The following is an 18681-nucleotide window of genomic DNA, read 5'->3' as shown; positions in this document are numbered from 1 at the left end:
TAACCGTCAATATGAGCGGTTGCCTACAAAATGAGCGACGCTGATTAAATCCTTTTTCGCCTGAATATCCGGCAGCTTGTCTAACGCACGAATCGCTTTGTCTATGTACTTGGAAGCCAGCTCTTCCGCGCAGCGGATCCCGTCGCTCGTCCGGATCATTTGCAGGAACGCGCTGATATCCGTCTGGCCGTCGGTCGCCTGGATGCGGACGATTTCCTCCAGAAGCTTCGGACGCAGCGCCTCGTCCTGCAGGGCGAAAATAACGGGTATCGTAATGTTCCCCTGCTTGATATCGCTGCCCGGCGGCTTCCCGATCTCCTTCTCGGTTCCGCACAGATCGAGCAGATCGTCGCGCACCTGGAAGGCCATGCCTACATTATAGCCGAAAGCATACAGCTGTCGACAGAAGTTTTCGCCGGCCTCCGCCGCCAGCCCTCCCAATTGGCAAGAAATCGCAATGAGAAGCGCGGTTTTTCTACGGATGCGCAGCAGATAATCCCGTACCGTCTGCTCCGTATGGAAGAAGAAGCGGATCTGCTCCATCTCGCCGATGCTCATCTCGACCAGCGTCTTGGACAGGATTTGATGGATCTGCGGATTCGGGAGCTTGGTCACAATGTTCAGCGCTTTCGCAAAAATGTAATCCCCCGTATACATGGCGATCCGGTTGTCCCACTTCGAGCGCACCGTAAGCTGCCCCCTCCGGGTGGAAGCGTCGTCGATCACATCGTCGTGCACGAGCGAAGCCATATGAATGAGCTCCAGAGGCACGGCCACGTGCTTGACCCGCTCCAGGTCGTATATTCCGAACTTGGCGCCGAGCAGTACGAATACCGGGCGAATCCGCTTGCCGCCTGCTTTGAGCAGATGAAGAGACGCTTCGCGGAGCATCGGATGTTCCACGTCGATGCTCCGCTCCAGCTCCTTCTCGATGTAGCTGATATCTCTTTTTAATTTGGCATATAAATCCAACAGTTTCATTCCGTCACCCGTACCACAGAATTGTCTTCCCAAATATGCAGCTTCACTTCACGATCCAGGAAACCCAGCTCCGCCGCATACCGGTAATACAGCTGCAGCCCTTCCCACTGCTTCGGACCGAAGTCATAGCATAAATTTTTGAAATAATGCTCCCAATAGGCCTCTGTTCCTCCATGCAGCGTCCGCGCATCCTGAACGAGAGCGGTCAAATCCTCGAGCGACTTTCGTTTGCTCTCGAGGAAGCCTTCATAAATGCGTTTTACCAGCTCGGGCTGCTGCTCCACAGCCTGCTTCCGGATGACGCAAATGGCGAAGGACATCCAGTGTCCTGTAAGCCGAGTCCACTCCGCCCCAAGGTCCGTCACCATATATCCCATGTCCTGCCAGCTTGCCTTAATCGCATGGTCTCCGATGAGCAGCGCGGCGTCCGCCTCCTTCATCATCGTTTCCAAGTCCGGTTCGGCATACACGTAATTCGGCTGCAGGTTATAAAACTTATTCAATATGATCTTAAGCAGATTGACCGTCGTAGCCGATGTCGTCGGCAGCATCACGGTCGTATTGTCCAGCTCTTCCAAAGGCTTCTTATGAAATAGCAGCAAGGAATGCACGTGGCTGAAGGCGCTGACCGACATGTGAGGGAAAATCATGTACTCCTCGAAATTTTCCCCATAAGCAAAGGACGAAATCGGACCGATATCAATCTCGCCTTTAGCCATCGCCCGGTTAAGGCCCGTGGGCACCTGCTGCGTCACTTCGATCTCCGTACCGAACGCGGAGAACGGAAAATAATAAAACAGCGGCCAGACATTGGCGAAATCAATGCGGCCGATTCGGATTCCCCTTGGTTTCTTCGTCATTTGGCATACCCCATCTTTTAAACAATTGATGTTCAATATCCATGCAGTCCAAGATTTTGCCGACCATGAAATCCACGATATCGTCCAGCGTTTGTGGTCCATGATAGAAAGCGGGCATGGCCGGAATGATCCTGACGCCCATTCGCGCCAGCTTGAGCATATTCTCCAAATGAATGGCATGCAGCGGAGTTTCTCTGGGCACAACGATCAGCTTCCGGCCTTCCTTCAGCATCACGTCCGCCGTTCGTTCGAGCAAGTTATCTGATGCCCCGTTAGCGATGCCGGACAACGTACCCATGGAGCAAGGAACAACGATCATCCCCTGCGTCAGGAAAGACCCGCTGGCCGTCTTGGCTCCGATATCGAACACCGGGTAATATTCGAGCTTGCCAGGCAGCCCGCCGAAATGCTTGTCCAAGCTTTCGTGTCTGCGCGCCGCGTCCCAGCCCAGCTCCTCCTTAAGCACGCGCCAGCCCGCGTCCGTCACGATGAGATGCACATGCTCGCCTAGATCCAGCAAATAGCGGCACAACCTCACACCATAGGCCGCGCCGCTCGCCCCTGTCATACCGACGACCCAAGGCTTCTTCATCCTGCGAACACCACCAGGTCAATCAGCGTAAAGACGAACACCACAATGCTCAGCGTGCTGTTCAGCGTGAAAAAGGCCGTGTTCAGCCGGGTCAGGTCCGTCGGTTTCACGATAAAATGCTCATACATCAAGAGCGCGTAGGCAATCAGGATGCCCGCCAGATACACCCAGCTCAGATTCGTCAAAAAAAACAGCCCGATAAAGCCGGCGGCCGTAACAAGATGAAACCATCTGGCAATTCGCAGCGCATTCGGAATGCCGAAGCGAGCCGGAATGGAATGAAGCCCTTCCTTCCGGTCGAAATCGACGTCCTGGGTGGCATAGATCGTATCGAAGCCGGCGAGCCAAAACACGATCGCAACGTAGAACACGAATGCGGTCCAGGAGAATTCATTCGTCACGGCCACCCAGCCCCCGAGCGGCGCGAGTGCCACTGTCATACCCAAATACAAGTGGCAAGCCCAAGTAAAGCGCTTGGTGTAAGAATAGAAGACAAGCAAAAAAACCGCGATCGGCAGCAGCTTGACGCAGATCGGGCTCAGGTTGGCCGCCGCCCAGAACAATACAACCATCGAAATAATAATAAAAATAATAGCTTCCATGGATGAAATGAGTCCGGCGGGAATCGCACGCATCGATGTTCTCGGGTTCTTGGCGTCGAATACCTTGTCGATCACCCGGTTTAAGCCCATCGCTGCACTCCGCGCCCCGATCATGGCAAGAAGAATCCAGCCGATCTGCGACCAGTGAGGCAAATGGTGGAACTTAACCACAGAGCCGAGCAGAGCTCCCATGAAAGCAAACGGCAAGGCGAACAGCGTATGCTCGATCTTGATCATTTCCAGAAAAATCTTGGTCTTTCTCCAAATCATGATGTCTTACATCTCCCTCAACTCATTTGTCCGCCTGCGGCTTGACTCCGATATGCAGCGCCGCAATCCCCCCGGTCAACGGATAGGCCTTCACATCAGCCAGTCCTGTCTTACGGAATATGTCGGCCAGCTGCTTGTGATCAGGGAAATGAATCAGCGATTCGGGCAGCCATTTGTACTGCTCATATCGCTTCGCGATCAGCTTGCCCAGCATCGGCAGTACCCGCTGAAAATAAAAATAATAGATCGATTTGAACGGCTGCCATGTCGGCTTGGACAGCTCGAGCGAAACGACCAGACCGCCCGGCTTCACAACGCGCTGCATTTCTTCGATCACCTTCACCAGATCCGGCACATTCCGCAGCGCGAACCCGATGGTTGCGTAATCGAAGGTATTGTCTTCATAAGGGAGCTCCATGGCATTGCCGCGAACCAGCGTGATCTGCCGATCCAAACCGAGCCTCCTGATCTTATCGGCGCCGACGTCCAGCATATTTTGGCTGAAATCCAGGCCGACCATGCTGCCGGTGCCGCTCGCCTCCGCCAAGGAGATCGTCCAGTCGCACGTGCCGCAGCATAAATCGATGGCGGTCGTTCCCGGCTTCACGCTCATCTTCTTCATCGTGAACTCACGCCATGCCTTGTGCCGCCGGAAGCTTAAAATGTCGTTCATCAAATCGTATTTGGGCGCGATGCTCTCGAATACGGAGTGAACGAATTGTTCTTTGGATTTACCTTGCATCTGTCGTCACCTCAAACCTCTTCCATTGCGCGGGGAGCCGACAAATATCGACGGAACGGTTCCCCGAGCGCGTAAAGCTCCGTGCTCAGTTTATCCGAATCCAACCCTTGCAGCTTCTCCTGCAGCTCTGTCATGCAATTGTTCAAGAGCTGATATAATTGCGGCGTCACCTTGTATTTCAGCCACAGGGAACGCAGCTTGACCGTATCGGTCTCTTCGCTGTGCAGCAGCTTCCGTTCATCCTTCGTTGCCGATTGAAGGACATGCCAATATCCCCAGCTGTCGCGATAAGGCTGGGACGATTCTGCCCGCTCGATTTCCTGCAGCAGAACTTCGCACCGGGTAAACAATTGGAGCAGCTCCGGCCACATGCCGCGGAATTTCTCCTCCAGCAGCGCGGCGAAGGAAAGAAACACCTGCGATTTGACCTCAACGGTTTGGCGGATATATTCGTCCGCGGTCAGCTTCAGCTGCTTCATGAGCAAATACAGGTTCATCTTCAGCCGGTTCGCTTCGCAGATGGCGCCGGACAGCTTGCCGATCAGATCGATCTGCCCTGCATGGGACAGCAGCTGATAGAAGCAGCTGGAGAAATAGTCGCCCGCCAGCACCTTGAGCTGTCTTGAACGGGCCGCTCTTTGCTCCTTCCGGTCATTGTTCACGCTGACCATATCGTGCGTATCCAGTCCCAGCTGGACAAGCGAGGTCACCAGCGCGTACAGCTCGCTGTGTCCGGCCAATTCGCTGTGCTTATTCAAAAAAGCATACAGCAGCCGTGTACGGAAATCGGGAAAAACCGGCAGATCCGTATGCTTTTGAATCATGTCGTGTTCCATATATTTTCTCGCGATTTCCGGAATTCGATAAGAGTTCATATGTAAGCCTCCGAACCGTACGTTCAATCTCTGTTCTCCATCCAAACTATTATAGCATAGTCGGACTCGTTTCGCATATGCTTACCCGGGAGTCTTTTCTTTCAAACGTTCCTGCCACCTGGGCGTATACGTTATCCGGTAATGACTGTCAAGATAAGATTGAAGCTCCTCTGCGCCTTGCGGCTTCAGCCTCGGTTCGTTCGGCAGCCATCTCTCCCGGCGGGCGTCGCTTGCAATGATGAGCTGTGCGCTGGCCCCGGGCTCCTTGGAGCCGTCGAGCACACGAACCAGAACCTGGTTAATATTGGTCGAGCTCGCAAAAATGGTTTTCGGTATTTCGTACAAGTCACTCATCAGATCTGCATTTTCGGTTACCTTCGACGCAAGCAGATCGATGCTGATGCTGGAATGGCTGATTTCCACGCGACGGATTCTTAAATGCAGCTGCATTTTAGATACGACGTCGACGACGTTATTTTCATTCACCGGCCCAGCCTTCACCGTGCCGAATACGCTCACATGCCCGTCGAGCTGGACTAACAGCGATAACGCTAACGCCACGGCGACAGACAAGATCGTTGTGATAAGAATGCGGGAAATCCATCTCATGGCGGGTCTCCTCCTCCAGGTTTTGCTTTGCAAAACCACAGGCTGTAGAGAAACCTATGAAATAGAGAAATCTGCCATGGTACTTCGGTGGGATATCCCCTTCCGGCCGCTGTTGTTATCGGAAAATTTTCAATTTATTCGCTTTTGCAGCGGTCATTTTCCGATAACAAAGGCGGGCGCTATCGCTCCTACAGGGGATCCCCCACCTACTACCTTTTGCATTTTTCTCTATATCCGGTTTCTCGTCAATCTGAGGTTTGCTTTAGCAAAACCTGCTTATGTAGGCGGGCGAAGCCATACCGCTTCTAAGGTGTTCTTGCACCTGAGCCGGCCATTTGCCAAGGTTAGCGCCATGTGCCAGTCCATCCCGCCTCTTATCATTGTACAACGAAAAAAAGCAGGCTATGCCTGCGCCGGGGAATTAAATTATTCCTGCGTATCCACTACGCCGAATCTCGTCATAATGACCGCCTTGCCTCGGATCTTGATCGCCGAAGTATGCTCCGTGAATTGAGCGATCATGACTTCGCCCTTGTCCAGCTTCTCCGTATGATGAAACTTCGTATCATGCCCGCGGGTAAGGCCGATGACCTGAACGCCGTTGTCCTTCGCCTTAATCACGAAGTAGTCTCCCTGATTCTGATTCGATTCCATGTGCTGCGCCTCCTATTTCTTCTCCTGTTCCTTTTATGATGCAGAAAAATAGGTCATCTGTCAACTTAAAGCAGGACACGCAAAATCGCTGCCCTTAGGCAGCGATCGTTTCCTTGGAGTAGGCTTCCTGCTTGCGGTTGTAGAAACCTTTGAACCGGCTCGGTACGAATTTCGCCGCGGAATGAATGAGCACGTCCGACAGCTTCACCGTGAGGTAGGCGAATACCATCCCCGCGATTACGTCGAGCACCCAATGAATTTGCAGATACATCGTGGAATAAATAATGGCGGCGCAGTAGGTCACCATCATGTATTTAAAAATCCGGTCCTTCTCGCGGAGCGCAAGGAGCAGCATGGCGAAAGAAATGGAGGTATGCATGCTGGGGAAGCAGTTCATGACGTTGACCAGCATGTCATTCTCCGTTGCAAAATGGCGGTGGAGCAAATCCGGCTGTCCCTTGACCCACCATACTTCACGAAGCAGGATCAGGTTGTAGAACAGCAGAATCAGCGGAAACTGCAATAAGTGACCGGATAAAGCATAAGACATCATCTTCTTAATGCTCTTTGTCCAATAGCTGCGGATAAGGCAAATCCAGAGCGACAAGACAAAGCCATAATTGTAAATCCAAGCGAAAATCCGGTCCAGCGTCGGCGTGTTGAAGGCACGGGCCCAAGCCGCGTTATTGAGCGGGATGCTGTTCATCATGCTGTCCCATTGCCACGGGTGACGGTTGTTCTCGAACATCCAGTTGGCAATTTTCCACCATAAACCGTTGCCGGAGCCGTAAAAGTAATAAAATATGCCAAGCAGTGGTATGCCTACCACAAAAAAACGTTTCCAATCCACATCGATCTGATCTCTTCGGACCCCCATTAAACAGATCAGCAGCAGAATAAAGCACTCGATGCTCCAATTTCCCGTGACGCCGATCCGCCACACCAGGAAGATGGAGGCGAGGATCCCGTACATCGTCCAGTCGTTGGACGCTGCCCACTGCTTTAACTTCACACCCATTTCTTTCTATCCCCCTATGACTTTGCCCAGCCTAATAAATCAATCCAATTCAGTATAACAAATATGTAATTAAAAATCTTCATAATTTATTAATAATGTGTGAATCGCGGGGACAAAAAAAACACCGGCAGTTGACGGTGTTTTCTTCATGGTCGGAGTAGCGGGATTCGAACCCACGGCCTCACCCACCCCAAGGGTGCGCGCTACCAGACTGCGCCATACCCCGAAATCAATCCCCTGCGGAAGCAAGCTTGGAATGCTTGAAACGGCAGTGACTTCCGCTGCCTCGATTGTGTCGTAATTGCGATTATAATGGGTTCGGAACGATTTGTAAAGTGGTGGTAAATAAAATTTTTCCGTTCCCCTCTACTACGGGAGAATGGTAAAAGAGCGCCCGAACGATGAAATCGTCCGAACGCCCTCGACGTATGTACAAACGAAAGCAAAACATTATTGAATTCCGTCTCTCAAAGCTTTGCCTGGCTTAAACGCAGGGATTTTGCTGGAAGGAATTTCGATCTCTTCGCCGGTCTGCGGGTTACGTCCTTTACGGGCGGAACGCTCACGAACTTCGAAGTTGCCGAATCCGACCAACTGAACCTTATCGCCGCTTTGAAGAGCCTCGGAAATAGCTTCGAAAACCGCTTCAACCGCTTTGGTCGCGTCTTTCTTGGACAGCTCGGAGCTCTCCACCACTTTATTGATCAAATCGGATTTATTCATGCCATTCACCTCCCCCCGGTAAAACATCCTCTTACATCCTTTGTTAACCGAATCCGGGAAATTTATACATTCCGCATGAAGTCCGGTAATGAAAACAAGATTATAGTAATACAGGACCTTCGTTTTTTCAAGCAAAAAGTAAAAAATGCACCCGCCGGAGTGCATTTTTACGGCATTTCATCGGTTTTACCCTTACAAAATAATCGCTATCAGCCCGCCGGAGCCTTCGTTGATAATCCGCCCCAGCGTCTCCTGCAGCTTGTAGCGCGCGTTGTCCGGCATCATAGCCAGCTTGCCTTGGATGCCTTCCCGAACGATGGAATGAAGCGATCTGCCGAAAATATCGGATTCCCAGATCTTCAGCGGGTTGTCCTCGAAGTCCTGCATGAGGTAGCGGACGAGCTCCTCGCTCTGCTTCTCCGTGCCGATGATCGGCGAGAACTCCGATTCCACGTCCACCCGGATCATATGGATCGAAGGCGCAGTAGCTTTCAGACGGACGCCGAAGCGCGCACCTTGACGAATCAGCTCCGGTTCGTCCAGCGCCATCTCGGCGAGCGTCGGCGGCGCGATGCCGTAGCCGGTCGTCTTGACCATCTCCAGCGCCTCGGCAAAATGATCGTATTCCCGCTTCGCATGCGTGAATTCCTGCATCAGCTGGAGCAGATGGTCTTTGCCGCGAATTTCAACGCCGACTACTTCCATCAGAATCCGGTCGTACAGCTCATCCGGCGCGTACAGATCAATTTCGGCCACACCTTGGCCCATGTTCATGCCGGCCAGCGCCGCTCTTTCGATAAATTCGTATTCTTCGAAATGGCTGACTACGCGGTCGACGTCGCGCAGACGGCGAATATCCTGCACCGTCTCGCGTACCGAATTCTCGAAATGGGACCGGAGCCAATGACTTTCTTCCAGCACCATAACCCAGCTCGGGAGGTTGACATTCACCTCATGGACCGGGAATTCATACAGCACTTCGCGCAGAACGGAAGTCATGTCGTCTTCATTCATATTGGCAACGCTCGTGACCACCACCGGAACGTCATGCTGAGCCTGCAGCTGGCTGCGGAGCTCTTGCGCCGCATCGCTCTGAGGCTTGGTGGAGTTCACGATCACGATGAACGGCTTGCCGACTTCCTTCAGCTCGTTGATGATCCTCTCTTCCGCATCAATGTAAGAGGAACGCGGGATTTCCGCGATGGAACCGTCGGTAGTGATGACCACTCCGAGCGTGGCATGCTCTTGGATAACCTTGCGCGTGCCGATCTCTGCCGCTTCCTGAAACGGGATCGCCTCGTCAAACCAAGGCGTATTGATCATGCGGGGACCGTTCTCGTCTTCGTAGCCTTTGGCTCCTTCAACGACGTAGCCCACGCAATCCACCAGGCGAACATTCACATTCAGTCCTTCAGCCACATGCAGCTGCACTGCGGTGTTCGGTACGAATTTCGGCTCCGTTGTCATGATGGTACGTCCGGCAGCGCTTTGCGGCAGCTCGTCGGTAGCCCGAATACGGTCGGCTTCGTTCTGAATATTGGGCAGGACGATTGATTCCATAAAGCGCTTGATGAACGTTGATTTTCCCGTACGGACCGCTCCAACGACCCCCAGGTAAATATCCCCGCCAGTACGCTCTGCAATGTCCTTAAAGATATCTACTTTTTCCAATGAGAATCCCTCCTACAGGTGGTTTAAGACGAAACTCGTACATGCTTCGGACTAGTACAAATATATGTATGAATCCGCGGAATATGATGACTGTTCCTATCTTTATTTTGGGTCGCCCCTTGCTGAAATCCCTGCCGCAGGCTCAAGCCTTCATCTCTGACAAAATATATGTGGACCCTTTGCAGGTTATTCTGGCTTCGAAAAGAAAAAAACTCTAGCAACCCGGGTAACCGGATTGCTAGAGCTGCGATAAACGTTCTATGGAGCCGTTATGGGCACGGGCGTGTTGTTCTGCCAGCGATATGCGTAAGAGCGTGACGGAACGAAGTTTGAGTTCTTCACCAGCAGCTCCCGGAGATCCTGGCTGGCGTCCAGCTTGCCCTGCAGCTGCTGCTTGTCGATGATCCGCATGATTTCCGGGGCGTAATCGATGGCCACATGCCCGGAATCATGCACAAGAAACGGCAGGAACACCTGCGGCGAATACATGCTCCTTACCTGCTCCGGCTTGATCTTCAGCTTGCCGAAATCAATATAATGAAATCCTTGCGACACGGTATCTCCAAGCGGAAGCTGTCCGCCGTACTTCGACTTGTATTCGTCGACCCGTTTTTGGAGCTCCACCGTTTGCTGGAAGGAGGTCAGATCCATCATCTTCACGGTTGGCTTCGTCTCGGCATCGACCAGCACGTAGATGGCCGTACCGCCGTTCTCGAAGGCGTTCGCCGGAATTTCACTCAAATAGCGGCCCTTCAGCTTGGAAAAGTCGATCGGATACTTCTCATACAGCGGCGTTGTCTCATCGCTGTTCTTGATCGGCAGAACGCTTGTCTTCGCTTTATATTGGTCAATCGCATTCTGTACCAGCAGCAAATATTCGCCGCTGGCGACTTGATTCTGTTTCTTCATTTCATTGGGGTACATGCACCCGCTTAAAGCGATGCACAGCACCACTGCCAGTGCGGCTCCCAGCCATGCTCTCATATGCCGTTCTCCTCCTCCCGCTGCCTTTCCAGCTGACGCCGGATCGCACTTTTCAGCGGGTCTTCGGGGATCGAAACCGTAACGTCCCCCGTTATTTTTGCCTGGCAGCCAAGGCGGTAGCCCGACTCCTGCAAGCTGCCCAGCTTCAATTGCTCATTCTTCGTTAAGGGAGCAAGTCCTGCCGCATGCTCGGGAGCTACGACGATTTTGCACATCAGACAAGAGGCATTGCCGCCGCAGCGTACCTGAATGGGAACACGGGCTTTACCCGCCGCACCCAGAACCGTTGTGCCGGGACGAACCTGCAGCGTCTTCCGGCTGGGCAAAAATGTAATGACAGCCATCCCGCATGCCTCCTTCTCAGCCTAATAACGGCGCCGCTCCGATGAGTCTTCTTGCCAGAAGCTCCATCTCGCCGGTAAACCGATTGCGCGCCAGCAGAGCCTCCAGCGCTTCGATATGACGTTCCGGCTGCCGTCTGCACGCCGCTCCGATCGCTTCGTACCTGTCCTCTCTTTGCCTTAAAAGGTTAAACAGCAGCTCATGGACCAGCGGCATCATCCGGATCGGGTAGTCCCAAGACGGCGAGGGGCGCCACTCCGCTGCGAATGCATCGCCTAGAAACCCCGCTTCCACCGCGTATTCGCAGCCCAAGGCGCGTACTTCGAACGCCCCCACCAGCTCCACTTTAATTCCTTCAATATCGTAATGGCTCAGGACGGAGCGATAAATCGCTGTCTCGCTCTCCTGCCGCTCGTCGGTCGAATAGCGCGACAGCCGCTCATGAATCGCCTCCGCCAGCGTACGGTCGGCATATATATCCAGATCGCGGGGCGATGCCGCAAGCGTCACCCCTTGCAGCAGCAGTCCCGTACTGCCCCCGACCAGCCAGCCGCCGGGCAACGGAGCCGTCTGGCGGCCGACCTCGGACAGCGCGCGGCGCATCGCCTCCGGAAGCCTATTGTTCTCCTCAATGCTCATACGATCATCCTGTTTCGTCTTTATAATTTCGGTCTTGCTTTAGAAGTAAGGCTTGTGCGTTACCGTTACCGTTCCCGCCTGCTTTACCTTGGCTTGACATCCAAGCCGGAAGCCCTGCTCCAGCTCTTCCGGCTCTAGAGCATCCAGCTCCTCCTCCGTAGGAGCATTCAGCAGCTCCATCCCTTCTGTAACCTGGCATCGACAGCGGGAGCAGGTGCCGCGCATGCAAGAAAAGCCCCAATCCACTTCGTGCTTCAGGGCGATATCCAGGATCGACCAGCCGGTTTCCGGCTCGACGGTTTTGCGCATTCTTCGTCCATTCAAATTCAGCATACGGCCTGTGACTCCTTTATCCTAGAACATTGATATGAGCATATATAACATGATCGGAATAAACATAACGAAAGCAACGGCGGACAAGACGATCCGCACCGCCCCCTTCGTCCGGGTCCGTGCAAAAGTAATGAGAAAGGAAGCAAGCACCATCAGACCGATGGCGATAAACGATGCCCACATCTTGTCCAGCGATGACATAAAGAACGTTCAACCCCCTGAATATACATACAGATATCTCCATCATAACACAAAAAAAGCATGAGCGCGCAGAACCGCGGCTCATGCCATAAAACTGTAAGTTTTACTTCTTCATGATCATTTTCATGAGCGATTCCAGGTTGTTTGTGTTCAGCTTGCTGCTCTTGATCGCATCGATCAATTCAATCGTCGTTTGCTCGGATACCGGAACATTCACCAGGCCCGCAACCTGTTTGATCAGCTGCCGAAGCTGCGCATCGCTCTGGATGGTGGAAGGCTTTACGCCGCTCGCCAGCTTGTAGATGTCCTTCTCCGTAACGTTCTTGCCGGTCTTTTTCTTGACGACGTTCAGCACGTCTTTTGGCATATTTTTGTCAGGCATGGAACGATCCTCCTCAGACTGACTGCGTTGTCACCGCCGGTCGGGCGGCAATCGCGTTGCGTCTGAGGTATTATATGATGTTCTCCGCCTTCCCGTGTAGGCGCATGTCTATCCTTTCAAATCGCCCGTATCCGGCCTGCCGCTCAGCTTAATTTTCATGCTTGCGGTCCCGTTCCATCAAATCCTCCACGGCCGTTTTCGGATCCTTCCCCTCGAATAAGACCCGGTGCAGCTCCGCCGTAATCGGCATCGTAATCTTATATTGCATGGCCAGGCGATAGGCGGCCTGCGTTGTGCGCACACCTTCCACCACCATGCCCAACCGGCTCAACACCTCTTCAAGGGACAATCCTTGAGCAAGCATCGAGCCTGCCCTCCAGTTGCGGCTGTGCCGGCTCGTACAAGTAACGACCAGGTCTCCGATACCCGCCAATCCCGAGAATGTCATCGGATCGCCGCCCATGGCCATACCGAGACGCGTAATTTCGGCAAGGCCCCGCGTTAGCAGCGCTGCCTTGGCATTGTCGCCGAAGCCCAGGCCGTCCGACAATCCGGCTCCGAGTGCGATGATATTTTTCAGTGCGCCCCCGACTTCAACGCCGACCACGTCATCGTTCGTATAGACGCGGAAATCCGAGTTGATCAACAAATCCTGGGCACTCTCGGCAGCCGCCAGCTCATCCGCAGCCACCACAATGGTCGTAGGACAGCGCCGGATCACTTCCTCGGCATGGCTGGGGCCGGAGAGTACGACAATCCGGCGAGGATCGTAGGCCGGCAGCTCTTCGGCGATCACTTCGCTCATTCGCTTGAGCGAACCGATTTCAAAACCTTTCGTCGCATGAACGACAAGCGTATCCTTTCCTAGATGCGGCCTGATACTCGCCGCCACTTCGCGCATGGCGGAGGAAGGAGCGACAATAAAAACCGCTGCCGCATCCTTAGCCGCTTCCTCCATCGATACCGTTGATCGGATGGAAGGCGACAGCACGGCATCGCTTAAGAACCGGCTGTTTCTATGAGAGGCGTTGATTTCGGCCGCCTGCGATTCATTGCGCGTCCACAGCCAAACCTCATGACCGTTGTCCGCAAGGACGGATGCGATCGCCGTTCCCCAGCTCCCGGCGACCAGGACCGCCGTTTTTATCCTGCCTTGACTCAACAATTCGGGCACCCCCTGCTTATCCGTTAAGCCGACTTTTTGGCGCCGAGCTTGTTCTCTTTGCCCTTTACCAGCTTCACAATATTGCTTCTGTGCCTTACCCAGGCAAAGACGAACAGAATCAGGCTAAGCACGAAGATTTCGGTCGGCTTATGCATTATCCATATAAAAATCGGTAAAAGTGCCGTAAGCAGCAGCGAGCCGAGCGAAACATAACGCGTAACCGCAATAACTATAATCGCGATAACCCCGGCGATCAGCGCCGGAATAAAAGCCAGCGAAGCCATGACGCCAACCGTCGTGGCAATCCCTTTGCCTCCCCGGAAGCCGAAGAAGACAGGCCAGTTGTGACCGGCTATGACGCAGACGCCGGCCAGCACTTCCACAAGCGGATTCCCTCCGCTGAGCGCGCTCCCGATCAGGACGGCAGCGACCCCTTTCAAGCCGTCCAGGAGCAGCACGGCGATGCCGGGGCCTTTGCCGAGAACGCGGAGCGTATTCGTAGCTCCCGCGTTCCCGCTGCCATGCTGGCGAATATCGATTCCTTTAAGCAGCCTTCCCGCCAAATAGCTGAAGCTGACCGAACCGAGCAAATATCCGATCAGCAGCGAAACGTAGCCTATCAAGTCTCATCTCTCCTATTCATCATCCGATTTTCTTCGTGTATATAAACGAAGGGGTGTCCCTTCAAAGCCGAAGGCGGCACGAATCTTATTTTCCAGATAACGCTGATAAGAGAAATGCATCAGCTCCGGATCGTTTACGAAGAAGATGATGGTCGGAGGCTTGACCGCGACCTGCGTTCCATAATTGATCTTGAGGCGCTTGCCCTTGTCCGTCGGCGGCGGGTTGATCGCGACCGCATCGGAGAGCACGTCGTTGAGCACATGTGTTTGGATGCGGAGCGCATGCTGCTCCGCCACGCTGTTTACGACCGGGAGCAGCTTATGGAGACGCTGCTTCGTCTTGGCGGATACATAGACGACCGGCGCGTATGTCATAAATAAGAAATGGTCCCGGATCTTTTGGGTAAACTGGTGCATCGTCTTGTCGTCCTTCTCGACGATATCCCATTTGTTGACGACGAAGACCGACGCTTTGCCGGCATCGTGAGCATAACCCGCGATATGCTTGTCCTGCTCGATGATGCCTTCCTCCCCGTCGATGACCACAAGCACGACATCGGCGCGTTCGATGGCTTTCATCGCCCGCATGACGCTGTATTTCTCCGTAGTCTCATACACCTTGCCCCGTTTACGCATACCGGCGGTGTCGATAATTACGTATTTCTGACCGTCCTTCTCGAACGGTGTGTCAATGGCGTCACGGGTCGTACCGGCAATGTCGCTGACAATGACGCGTTCTTCGCCGAGGATGGCGTTCACCATGGACGATTTACCTACATTCGGACGGCCGATGAGCGCCACTTTAATGACATCCTCGCCGTATTCCTCCTCGGTCGTATCCGGGAAATGCTGAATGACCTCATCCAGCAAATCGCCGATCCCCGTTCCGTGGGAACCCGAAATCCCGACGACGACCGGGAAGCCGAGGCTGTAAAACTCATAGATGTCGTCCATCCGCTGCAGATTGTCCACCTTGTTCACGGCGATGATGATCGGCTTCTTCGCTCGGAAAAGCATTTCGGCCACTTCGCTGTCCGCCGGGGTGATCCCTGCCTTGGCGTCCACCATGAAAATAATGACGTCCGCCTCTTCGATGGCCAGCTCCGCCTGCATGCGAACGGAGCGCATAATGTAATCCTCGCCTTCGATCTCGATACCTCCGGTATCAATGACGCTGAATTCTCGGTTCAGCCACTCCCCCCTGCCGTACAGACGGTCGCGGGTTACACCCGGCTTATCCTCCACGATGGCCAGCTTATCTCCGATAATCCGGTTGAATATGGTCGACTTGCCGACATTGGGTCTACCTACAATAGCTACAATAGGCCTTGCCATTTCCTTCATTCCCTTCTATCTCACACCCTCAGGGCGCTGCAAACCAATCAAAGACTGACTTGGATTCGAATTAAAGCTAAGCCATTATAACAAATACTGGTGCGTTAGTAAATGAACTTGCCATCTTGCCATCGGGGTTCCGCTATTCACCGGACTTCTAGTGCTTCACAATGATCAATGTCCCGTTTAGCAGATCGTGTGTGGAAGCATCCAATATTTTTTCCAGCAGGAACGCCACCTTCTGCTGCTCGTCCGCCGTTCCGACAATGAAGATCGGAGCCCCGCCGCCAACTCTGTCTTTATCTGTCGTAACTACCGCCATAATTTGTCCCATAAATCAGCTTCCCGCCTTTCCTGACGGCTGTACATCCGCTTCCGAAGGCATCCGGATGGCGCTCTCCAGAATCGGAGAATTCTTGACTAGCTCGACCGCCTTGGACGCATCCCGCTCTTGCGGCAGCAGCAGGAGCGCAAGACGCCCGTCCTTCAAATTCAGCTTGGCCAGCGGAAGCAGGGAAGGCTCGCCTTCGTCCCGGTAAACGCCGAGAATCGTCGATGCGTCATGCAGCAGCGCCTGCCTCTGGCCCGGATTCGCCAGCGTCACCCGGCTGTTCTTGTTCTTCGGGGTCAGGACCAGACCGAGCGCTCGCTCCCCAATGACCTTCTGGGAGTCGCTAAGTCCTACGTTCATGATATAAATATCGTCCACGAACAGACTAGGTCCGTCCAGCCGTACCTTTCCCTGCGCCACTTCCGCAATGGCTCTGATGCTTTTTCCCGTCTTAAAAACGTTCGTTAAGATAACCGCCGCTATTCCTCCGGCAATTCCCCAATACCAGGCCCAGACGATGCTGAAAAACGAACTGACGAAAGCGGCAAAGATGACGAGGTAATTGCGCCCCTCGAATACCATGGCGATCCCTTCAATGTAGGTCGCGCCGCGGGGGACAAGCTCCATGCTGTCAATTTGGGCTAACGTCTGGCGTTCCATATTGCGCACATCGCGAAACTGCTGGGCAGCCATCGCCAGAAACGTGATCGCCGTGTAGTTCTTATCGAGCAGCGAAGGCACGGCTACGGCTCCAAGACCGGCGGCAATCAAACCGAGCGACAGATGAATGATTCGTCCGTGAGGATAAGTCGGATACTGCCGGTAATCCGTGCGAAGCATGCTGAGTCTGGTGATCATCCCGAAGATCACGCCCACGATAATGCCGACCGTATATTTTTGCTCAATCAGCCAGGCCCACATCAGGCTCCGCCTCCTTCCCGGGTGCAATTTCGCTATCCGAGGATGCGTTCTCCGTCGTTCCGCGGCTTCTTGCATGCTCCCACAGCCTGCGCAGGCCGCTCATGGCGCCTTCGAGCAGCAGGGAGATCCCTCTGGTCAGAAATACAGCCTCCCACCAGTTATCCTGAAATCCGGCGTCGCCCCAGCGGACGGGTTTATGCTCATGATGCGATACTCCATACAGTAAATCGCCTGTCAAGAGCCCCAGGGAGAGAGCCGCAAGCTGAGCGAACGGACGGCGCAGCAGAACAGCCGCCAAGCTTCCGGTAAACGCCGCTTCCGTATAGGTGCTGCCGGCAAGCAGCAAACCCGGAAGCACATGCAAGCTTTCTTTCAAAAAGAAAGCAACCGATCCGAGCAGCAAACCGACAGAGAGCACGTGCGTGCGCAGAAGCCATCCATGTGTATGCCGTAGTCCCCACACCACCGTAACGGAAAGCAGCAGAACGCAGCCGTCAATCTGCCAATCATGCCAATGAAACGACCATCGCATAGCCACTGCCCAAAAAACAAAAAAAAGAAGTAGACTCGTACGAGTAATACCTCTTAATATAATGTCTTTCCAGCCGCTTGCGAATAAAATGAGCGCCACCAGCATGAGCAGCAATGTTAAATATCCTTCATTCATTCGCACCCACCCATAGAAAAGCATGTTTGACTTTTCCTTAGTATGGCTGAATTTTTAATATTTAGTCGTGTTAGGATAAGCCGTTCCTGCCGGCATACCGGGCGAGCTCGATGCCGCGGGCGGAACACCACGCCGCCGTCTCTCCTTGGATAACGATGGGAGCATTACGCAGCTCATCGACGGTGCACGCACCGAGAGCGGTCATCAGAAGCCTCAATTCATCATGAAGCCTCAGGATAAAAGCAATAAGCGCCGGAGTGCCTTCCGTCCGCAGCACCTTAAGTATGGCTCCTGCCATGCCGACGGCCGAAGCGCCCAGCGTTAATGCTTTGCATATATCAATCGAGCGGGAGATACCGCCCGTGGCAATGACCGCTGCCTCTTGGCCTCCCCTTCGTGCAGTCTCCAGCACTTCAAGAAGGGAGATGCTCGTCTTGCAGCCCCAATCGTTCAGCCAATCCATGGGTGTCTCCCGCCGGGCATTCTCGATCGCCGCGAAATTCGTCCCCCCTGAACCGCCTACATCGAGGATGCGTACGCCCGCTTGAAGCAGCTTCTCCGCTCCTTCACGGGCCATTCCGAAGCCGACCTCCTTGACGATAACCGGGACGCCGACGTTCTCCACGATCGTCCGCACCCGCTCCAGCATGCCGCGAAAATCACGGTCTCCTTCGGGCATAATCAATTCCTGCATCACATTCAAATGAATTTGCAGTGCATCCGCCCGGAGCATCTCGACAGCCCGTAAAGCCTGTTCCAGCGTCGCTTCGCTGCCCAAATTGCCGAACACCTTACCGTGCGGATTCACCTCGCGGACAATCTTGTAGCTCGAAGCCGTCTCTGGATTTTTCAAAGCGGACATTTGCGATCCAACCGCCATGGCGATTCCCGTCTCCCGGGCCGCGACGGCCAGCTCGCGGTTGATGGCTTCGGTTTCCCGGGCCCCTCCGGTCATTGCATTAATAAGAATCGGCGAGCTCAAGGAGAGTTCGCCGATTCGGGTATGCAATGAAATTTGTTCGGAGGCGATGCCGGGAAGGCAATTCGGCACCAGCTTCATATCGCCGAAGCCGTGCTCCCCGCTCTGTCCCAGCTGCAGCGCATACTGGACATGTTCCATCTTTCTTGGAATGCGCACTCCGTTTCCTCTTTTCGCCTGAA

Annotated in this window: 24 protein-coding genes and 1 tRNA gene; all 25 read right to left on the bottom strand. The window is 53.9% G+C overall.

Annotated features, from left to right (window positions below):
• Window positions 1-6: 6 nt before the first annotated feature.
• The 25 genes from O9H85_RS11035 to fni all read right to left on the bottom strand — a co-directional run bounded on the left by O9H85_RS11035 (window position 7) and on the right by fni (window position 18658).
• On the bottom strand, window positions 7-981 hold the full coding sequence (locus O9H85_RS11035) for a polyprenyl synthetase family protein (protein WP_269881401.1): 975 nt from the start codon (window positions 979-981) through the stop codon (window positions 7-9).
• On the bottom strand, window positions 978-1841 hold the full coding sequence (locus O9H85_RS11030; RefSeq protein ID WP_269881400.1) for a menaquinone biosynthetic enzyme MqnA/MqnD family protein: 864 nt from the start codon (window positions 1839-1841) through the stop codon (window positions 978-980). Before O9H85_RS11030 ends, O9H85_RS11035 begins: the two co-directional genes overlap by 4 nt.
• Window positions 1801-2433, bottom strand: a complete 633-nt coding sequence (locus O9H85_RS11025) for a UbiX family flavin prenyltransferase (RefSeq protein WP_269881399.1) — start codon at window positions 2431-2433, stop codon at window positions 1801-1803. The genes O9H85_RS11030 and O9H85_RS11025 overlap by 41 nt, the downstream gene beginning before the upstream one ends.
• Entirely contained in the window at window positions 2430-3305 is an 876-nt protein-coding gene (locus O9H85_RS11020; RefSeq protein ID WP_409348125.1) for a UbiA-like polyprenyltransferase, read from the bottom strand. The genes O9H85_RS11025 and O9H85_RS11020 overlap by 4 nt, the downstream gene beginning before the upstream one ends.
• Before the next feature lie 22 nt (window positions 3306-3327).
• Window positions 3328-4047, bottom strand: coding sequence for a demethylmenaquinone methyltransferase (locus O9H85_RS11015; RefSeq protein ID WP_269881398.1), 720 nt, complete (start codon window positions 4045-4047; stop codon window positions 3328-3330).
• A gap of 11 nt (window positions 4048-4058) precedes the next feature.
• Window positions 4059-4922, bottom strand: coding sequence for a heptaprenyl diphosphate synthase component 1 (locus tag O9H85_RS11010; protein WP_269881397.1), 864 nt, complete (start codon window positions 4920-4922; stop codon window positions 4059-4061).
• An 81-nt stretch (window positions 4923-5003) separates the two neighbouring features.
• The gene (locus O9H85_RS11005) at window positions 5004-5531 is read right to left on the bottom strand and encodes a hypothetical protein (protein ID WP_269881396.1); all 528 of its coding nucleotides are present in this window, start codon (window positions 5529-5531) and stop codon (window positions 5004-5006) included.
• Between the two features lie 426 nt (window positions 5532-5957).
• Entirely contained in the window at window positions 5958-6185 is a 228-nt protein-coding gene (gene mtrB / locus O9H85_RS11000) for a trp RNA-binding attenuation protein MtrB (protein WP_269881394.1), read from the bottom strand.
• Between the two features lie 94 nt (window positions 6186-6279).
• Complete coding sequence (locus O9H85_RS10995) at window positions 6280-7203, bottom strand: phosphatase PAP2 family protein (RefSeq protein WP_269881393.1); 924 nt, start codon at window positions 7201-7203, stop codon at window positions 6280-6282.
• A gap of 149 nt (window positions 7204-7352) precedes the next feature.
• Window positions 7353-7429: transfer RNA gene (locus tag O9H85_RS10990), tRNA-Pro, on the bottom strand.
• 224 nt (window positions 7430-7653) lie between these two features.
• The gene (locus O9H85_RS10985) at window positions 7654-7926 is read right to left on the bottom strand and encodes an HU family DNA-binding protein (protein WP_269881392.1); all 273 of its coding nucleotides are present in this window, start codon (window positions 7924-7926) and stop codon (window positions 7654-7656) included.
• Window positions 7927-8118: 192 nt separating this feature from the next.
• Complete coding sequence (gene spoIVA, locus O9H85_RS10980; protein ID WP_269881391.1) at window positions 8119-9597, bottom strand: stage IV sporulation protein A; 1479 nt, start codon at window positions 9595-9597, stop codon at window positions 8119-8121.
• Between the two features lie 258 nt (window positions 9598-9855).
• On the bottom strand, window positions 9856-10581 hold the full coding sequence (locus O9H85_RS10975; protein WP_269881390.1) for a hypothetical protein: 726 nt from the start codon (window positions 10579-10581) through the stop codon (window positions 9856-9858).
• Window positions 10578-10925, bottom strand: coding sequence for a 2Fe-2S iron-sulfur cluster-binding protein (locus O9H85_RS10970; protein WP_269881389.1), 348 nt, complete (start codon window positions 10923-10925; stop codon window positions 10578-10580). The genes O9H85_RS10975 and O9H85_RS10970 overlap by 4 nt, the downstream gene beginning before the upstream one ends.
• A gap of 16 nt (window positions 10926-10941) precedes the next feature.
• Complete coding sequence (locus tag O9H85_RS10965; RefSeq protein ID WP_269881388.1) at window positions 10942-11562, bottom strand: nucleotidyltransferase family protein; 621 nt, start codon at window positions 11560-11562, stop codon at window positions 10942-10944.
• Between the two features lie 39 nt (window positions 11563-11601).
• Window positions 11602-11895, bottom strand: coding sequence for a 2Fe-2S iron-sulfur cluster-binding protein (locus O9H85_RS10960; protein ID WP_269881387.1), 294 nt, complete (start codon window positions 11893-11895; stop codon window positions 11602-11604).
• Window positions 11896-11916: 21 nt separating this feature from the next.
• Window positions 11917-12096, bottom strand: a complete 180-nt coding sequence (locus O9H85_RS10955; protein ID WP_269881386.1) for a DUF2768 family protein — start codon at window positions 12094-12096, stop codon at window positions 11917-11919.
• Window positions 12097-12199: 103 nt separating this feature from the next.
• Window positions 12200-12478, bottom strand: coding sequence for a stage VI sporulation protein F (locus tag O9H85_RS10950; protein ID WP_269881385.1), 279 nt, complete (start codon window positions 12476-12478; stop codon window positions 12200-12202).
• Between the two features lie 148 nt (window positions 12479-12626).
• On the bottom strand, window positions 12627-13640 hold the full coding sequence (locus O9H85_RS10945; protein WP_269881384.1) for an NAD(P)H-dependent glycerol-3-phosphate dehydrogenase: 1014 nt from the start codon (window positions 13638-13640) through the stop codon (window positions 12627-12629).
• 26 nt (window positions 13641-13666) lie between these two features.
• Window positions 13667-14266, bottom strand: a complete 600-nt coding sequence (plsY, locus tag O9H85_RS10940) for a glycerol-3-phosphate 1-O-acyltransferase PlsY (protein ID WP_269881383.1) — start codon at window positions 14264-14266, stop codon at window positions 13667-13669.
• Between the two features lie 12 nt (window positions 14267-14278).
• Window positions 14279-15601, bottom strand: coding sequence for a ribosome biogenesis GTPase Der (gene der / locus O9H85_RS10935; RefSeq protein WP_269881382.1), 1323 nt, complete (start codon window positions 15599-15601; stop codon window positions 14279-14281).
• Between the two features lie 157 nt (window positions 15602-15758).
• Window positions 15759-15935, bottom strand: a complete 177-nt coding sequence (locus O9H85_RS10930) for a capping complex subunit for YIEGIA (protein WP_269881381.1) — start codon at window positions 15933-15935, stop codon at window positions 15759-15761.
• Window positions 15936-15938: 3 nt separating this feature from the next.
• Entirely contained in the window at window positions 15939-16853 is a 915-nt protein-coding gene (locus O9H85_RS10925) for a YIEGIA family protein (protein ID WP_269881380.1), read from the bottom strand.
• Window positions 16834-17520, bottom strand: a complete 687-nt coding sequence (locus tag O9H85_RS10920) for a hypothetical protein (protein ID WP_269881379.1) — start codon at window positions 17518-17520, stop codon at window positions 16834-16836. The genes O9H85_RS10925 and O9H85_RS10920 overlap by 20 nt, the downstream gene beginning before the upstream one ends.
• 70 nt (window positions 17521-17590) lie before the next feature.
• Entirely contained in the window at window positions 17591-18658 is a 1068-nt protein-coding gene (gene fni / locus O9H85_RS10915) for a type 2 isopentenyl-diphosphate Delta-isomerase (RefSeq protein ID WP_269881378.1), read from the bottom strand.
• Window positions 18659-18681 lie beyond the last annotated feature (23 nt).

It is taken from the genome of Paenibacillus gyeongsangnamensis, from assembly GCF_027533625.1.
Classification (GTDB): domain Bacteria; phylum Bacillota; class Bacilli; order Paenibacillales; family NBRC-103111; genus Paenibacillus_G; species Paenibacillus_G gyeongsangnamensis.
This window is presented reverse-complemented; position numbering and strand designations above follow the sequence as displayed.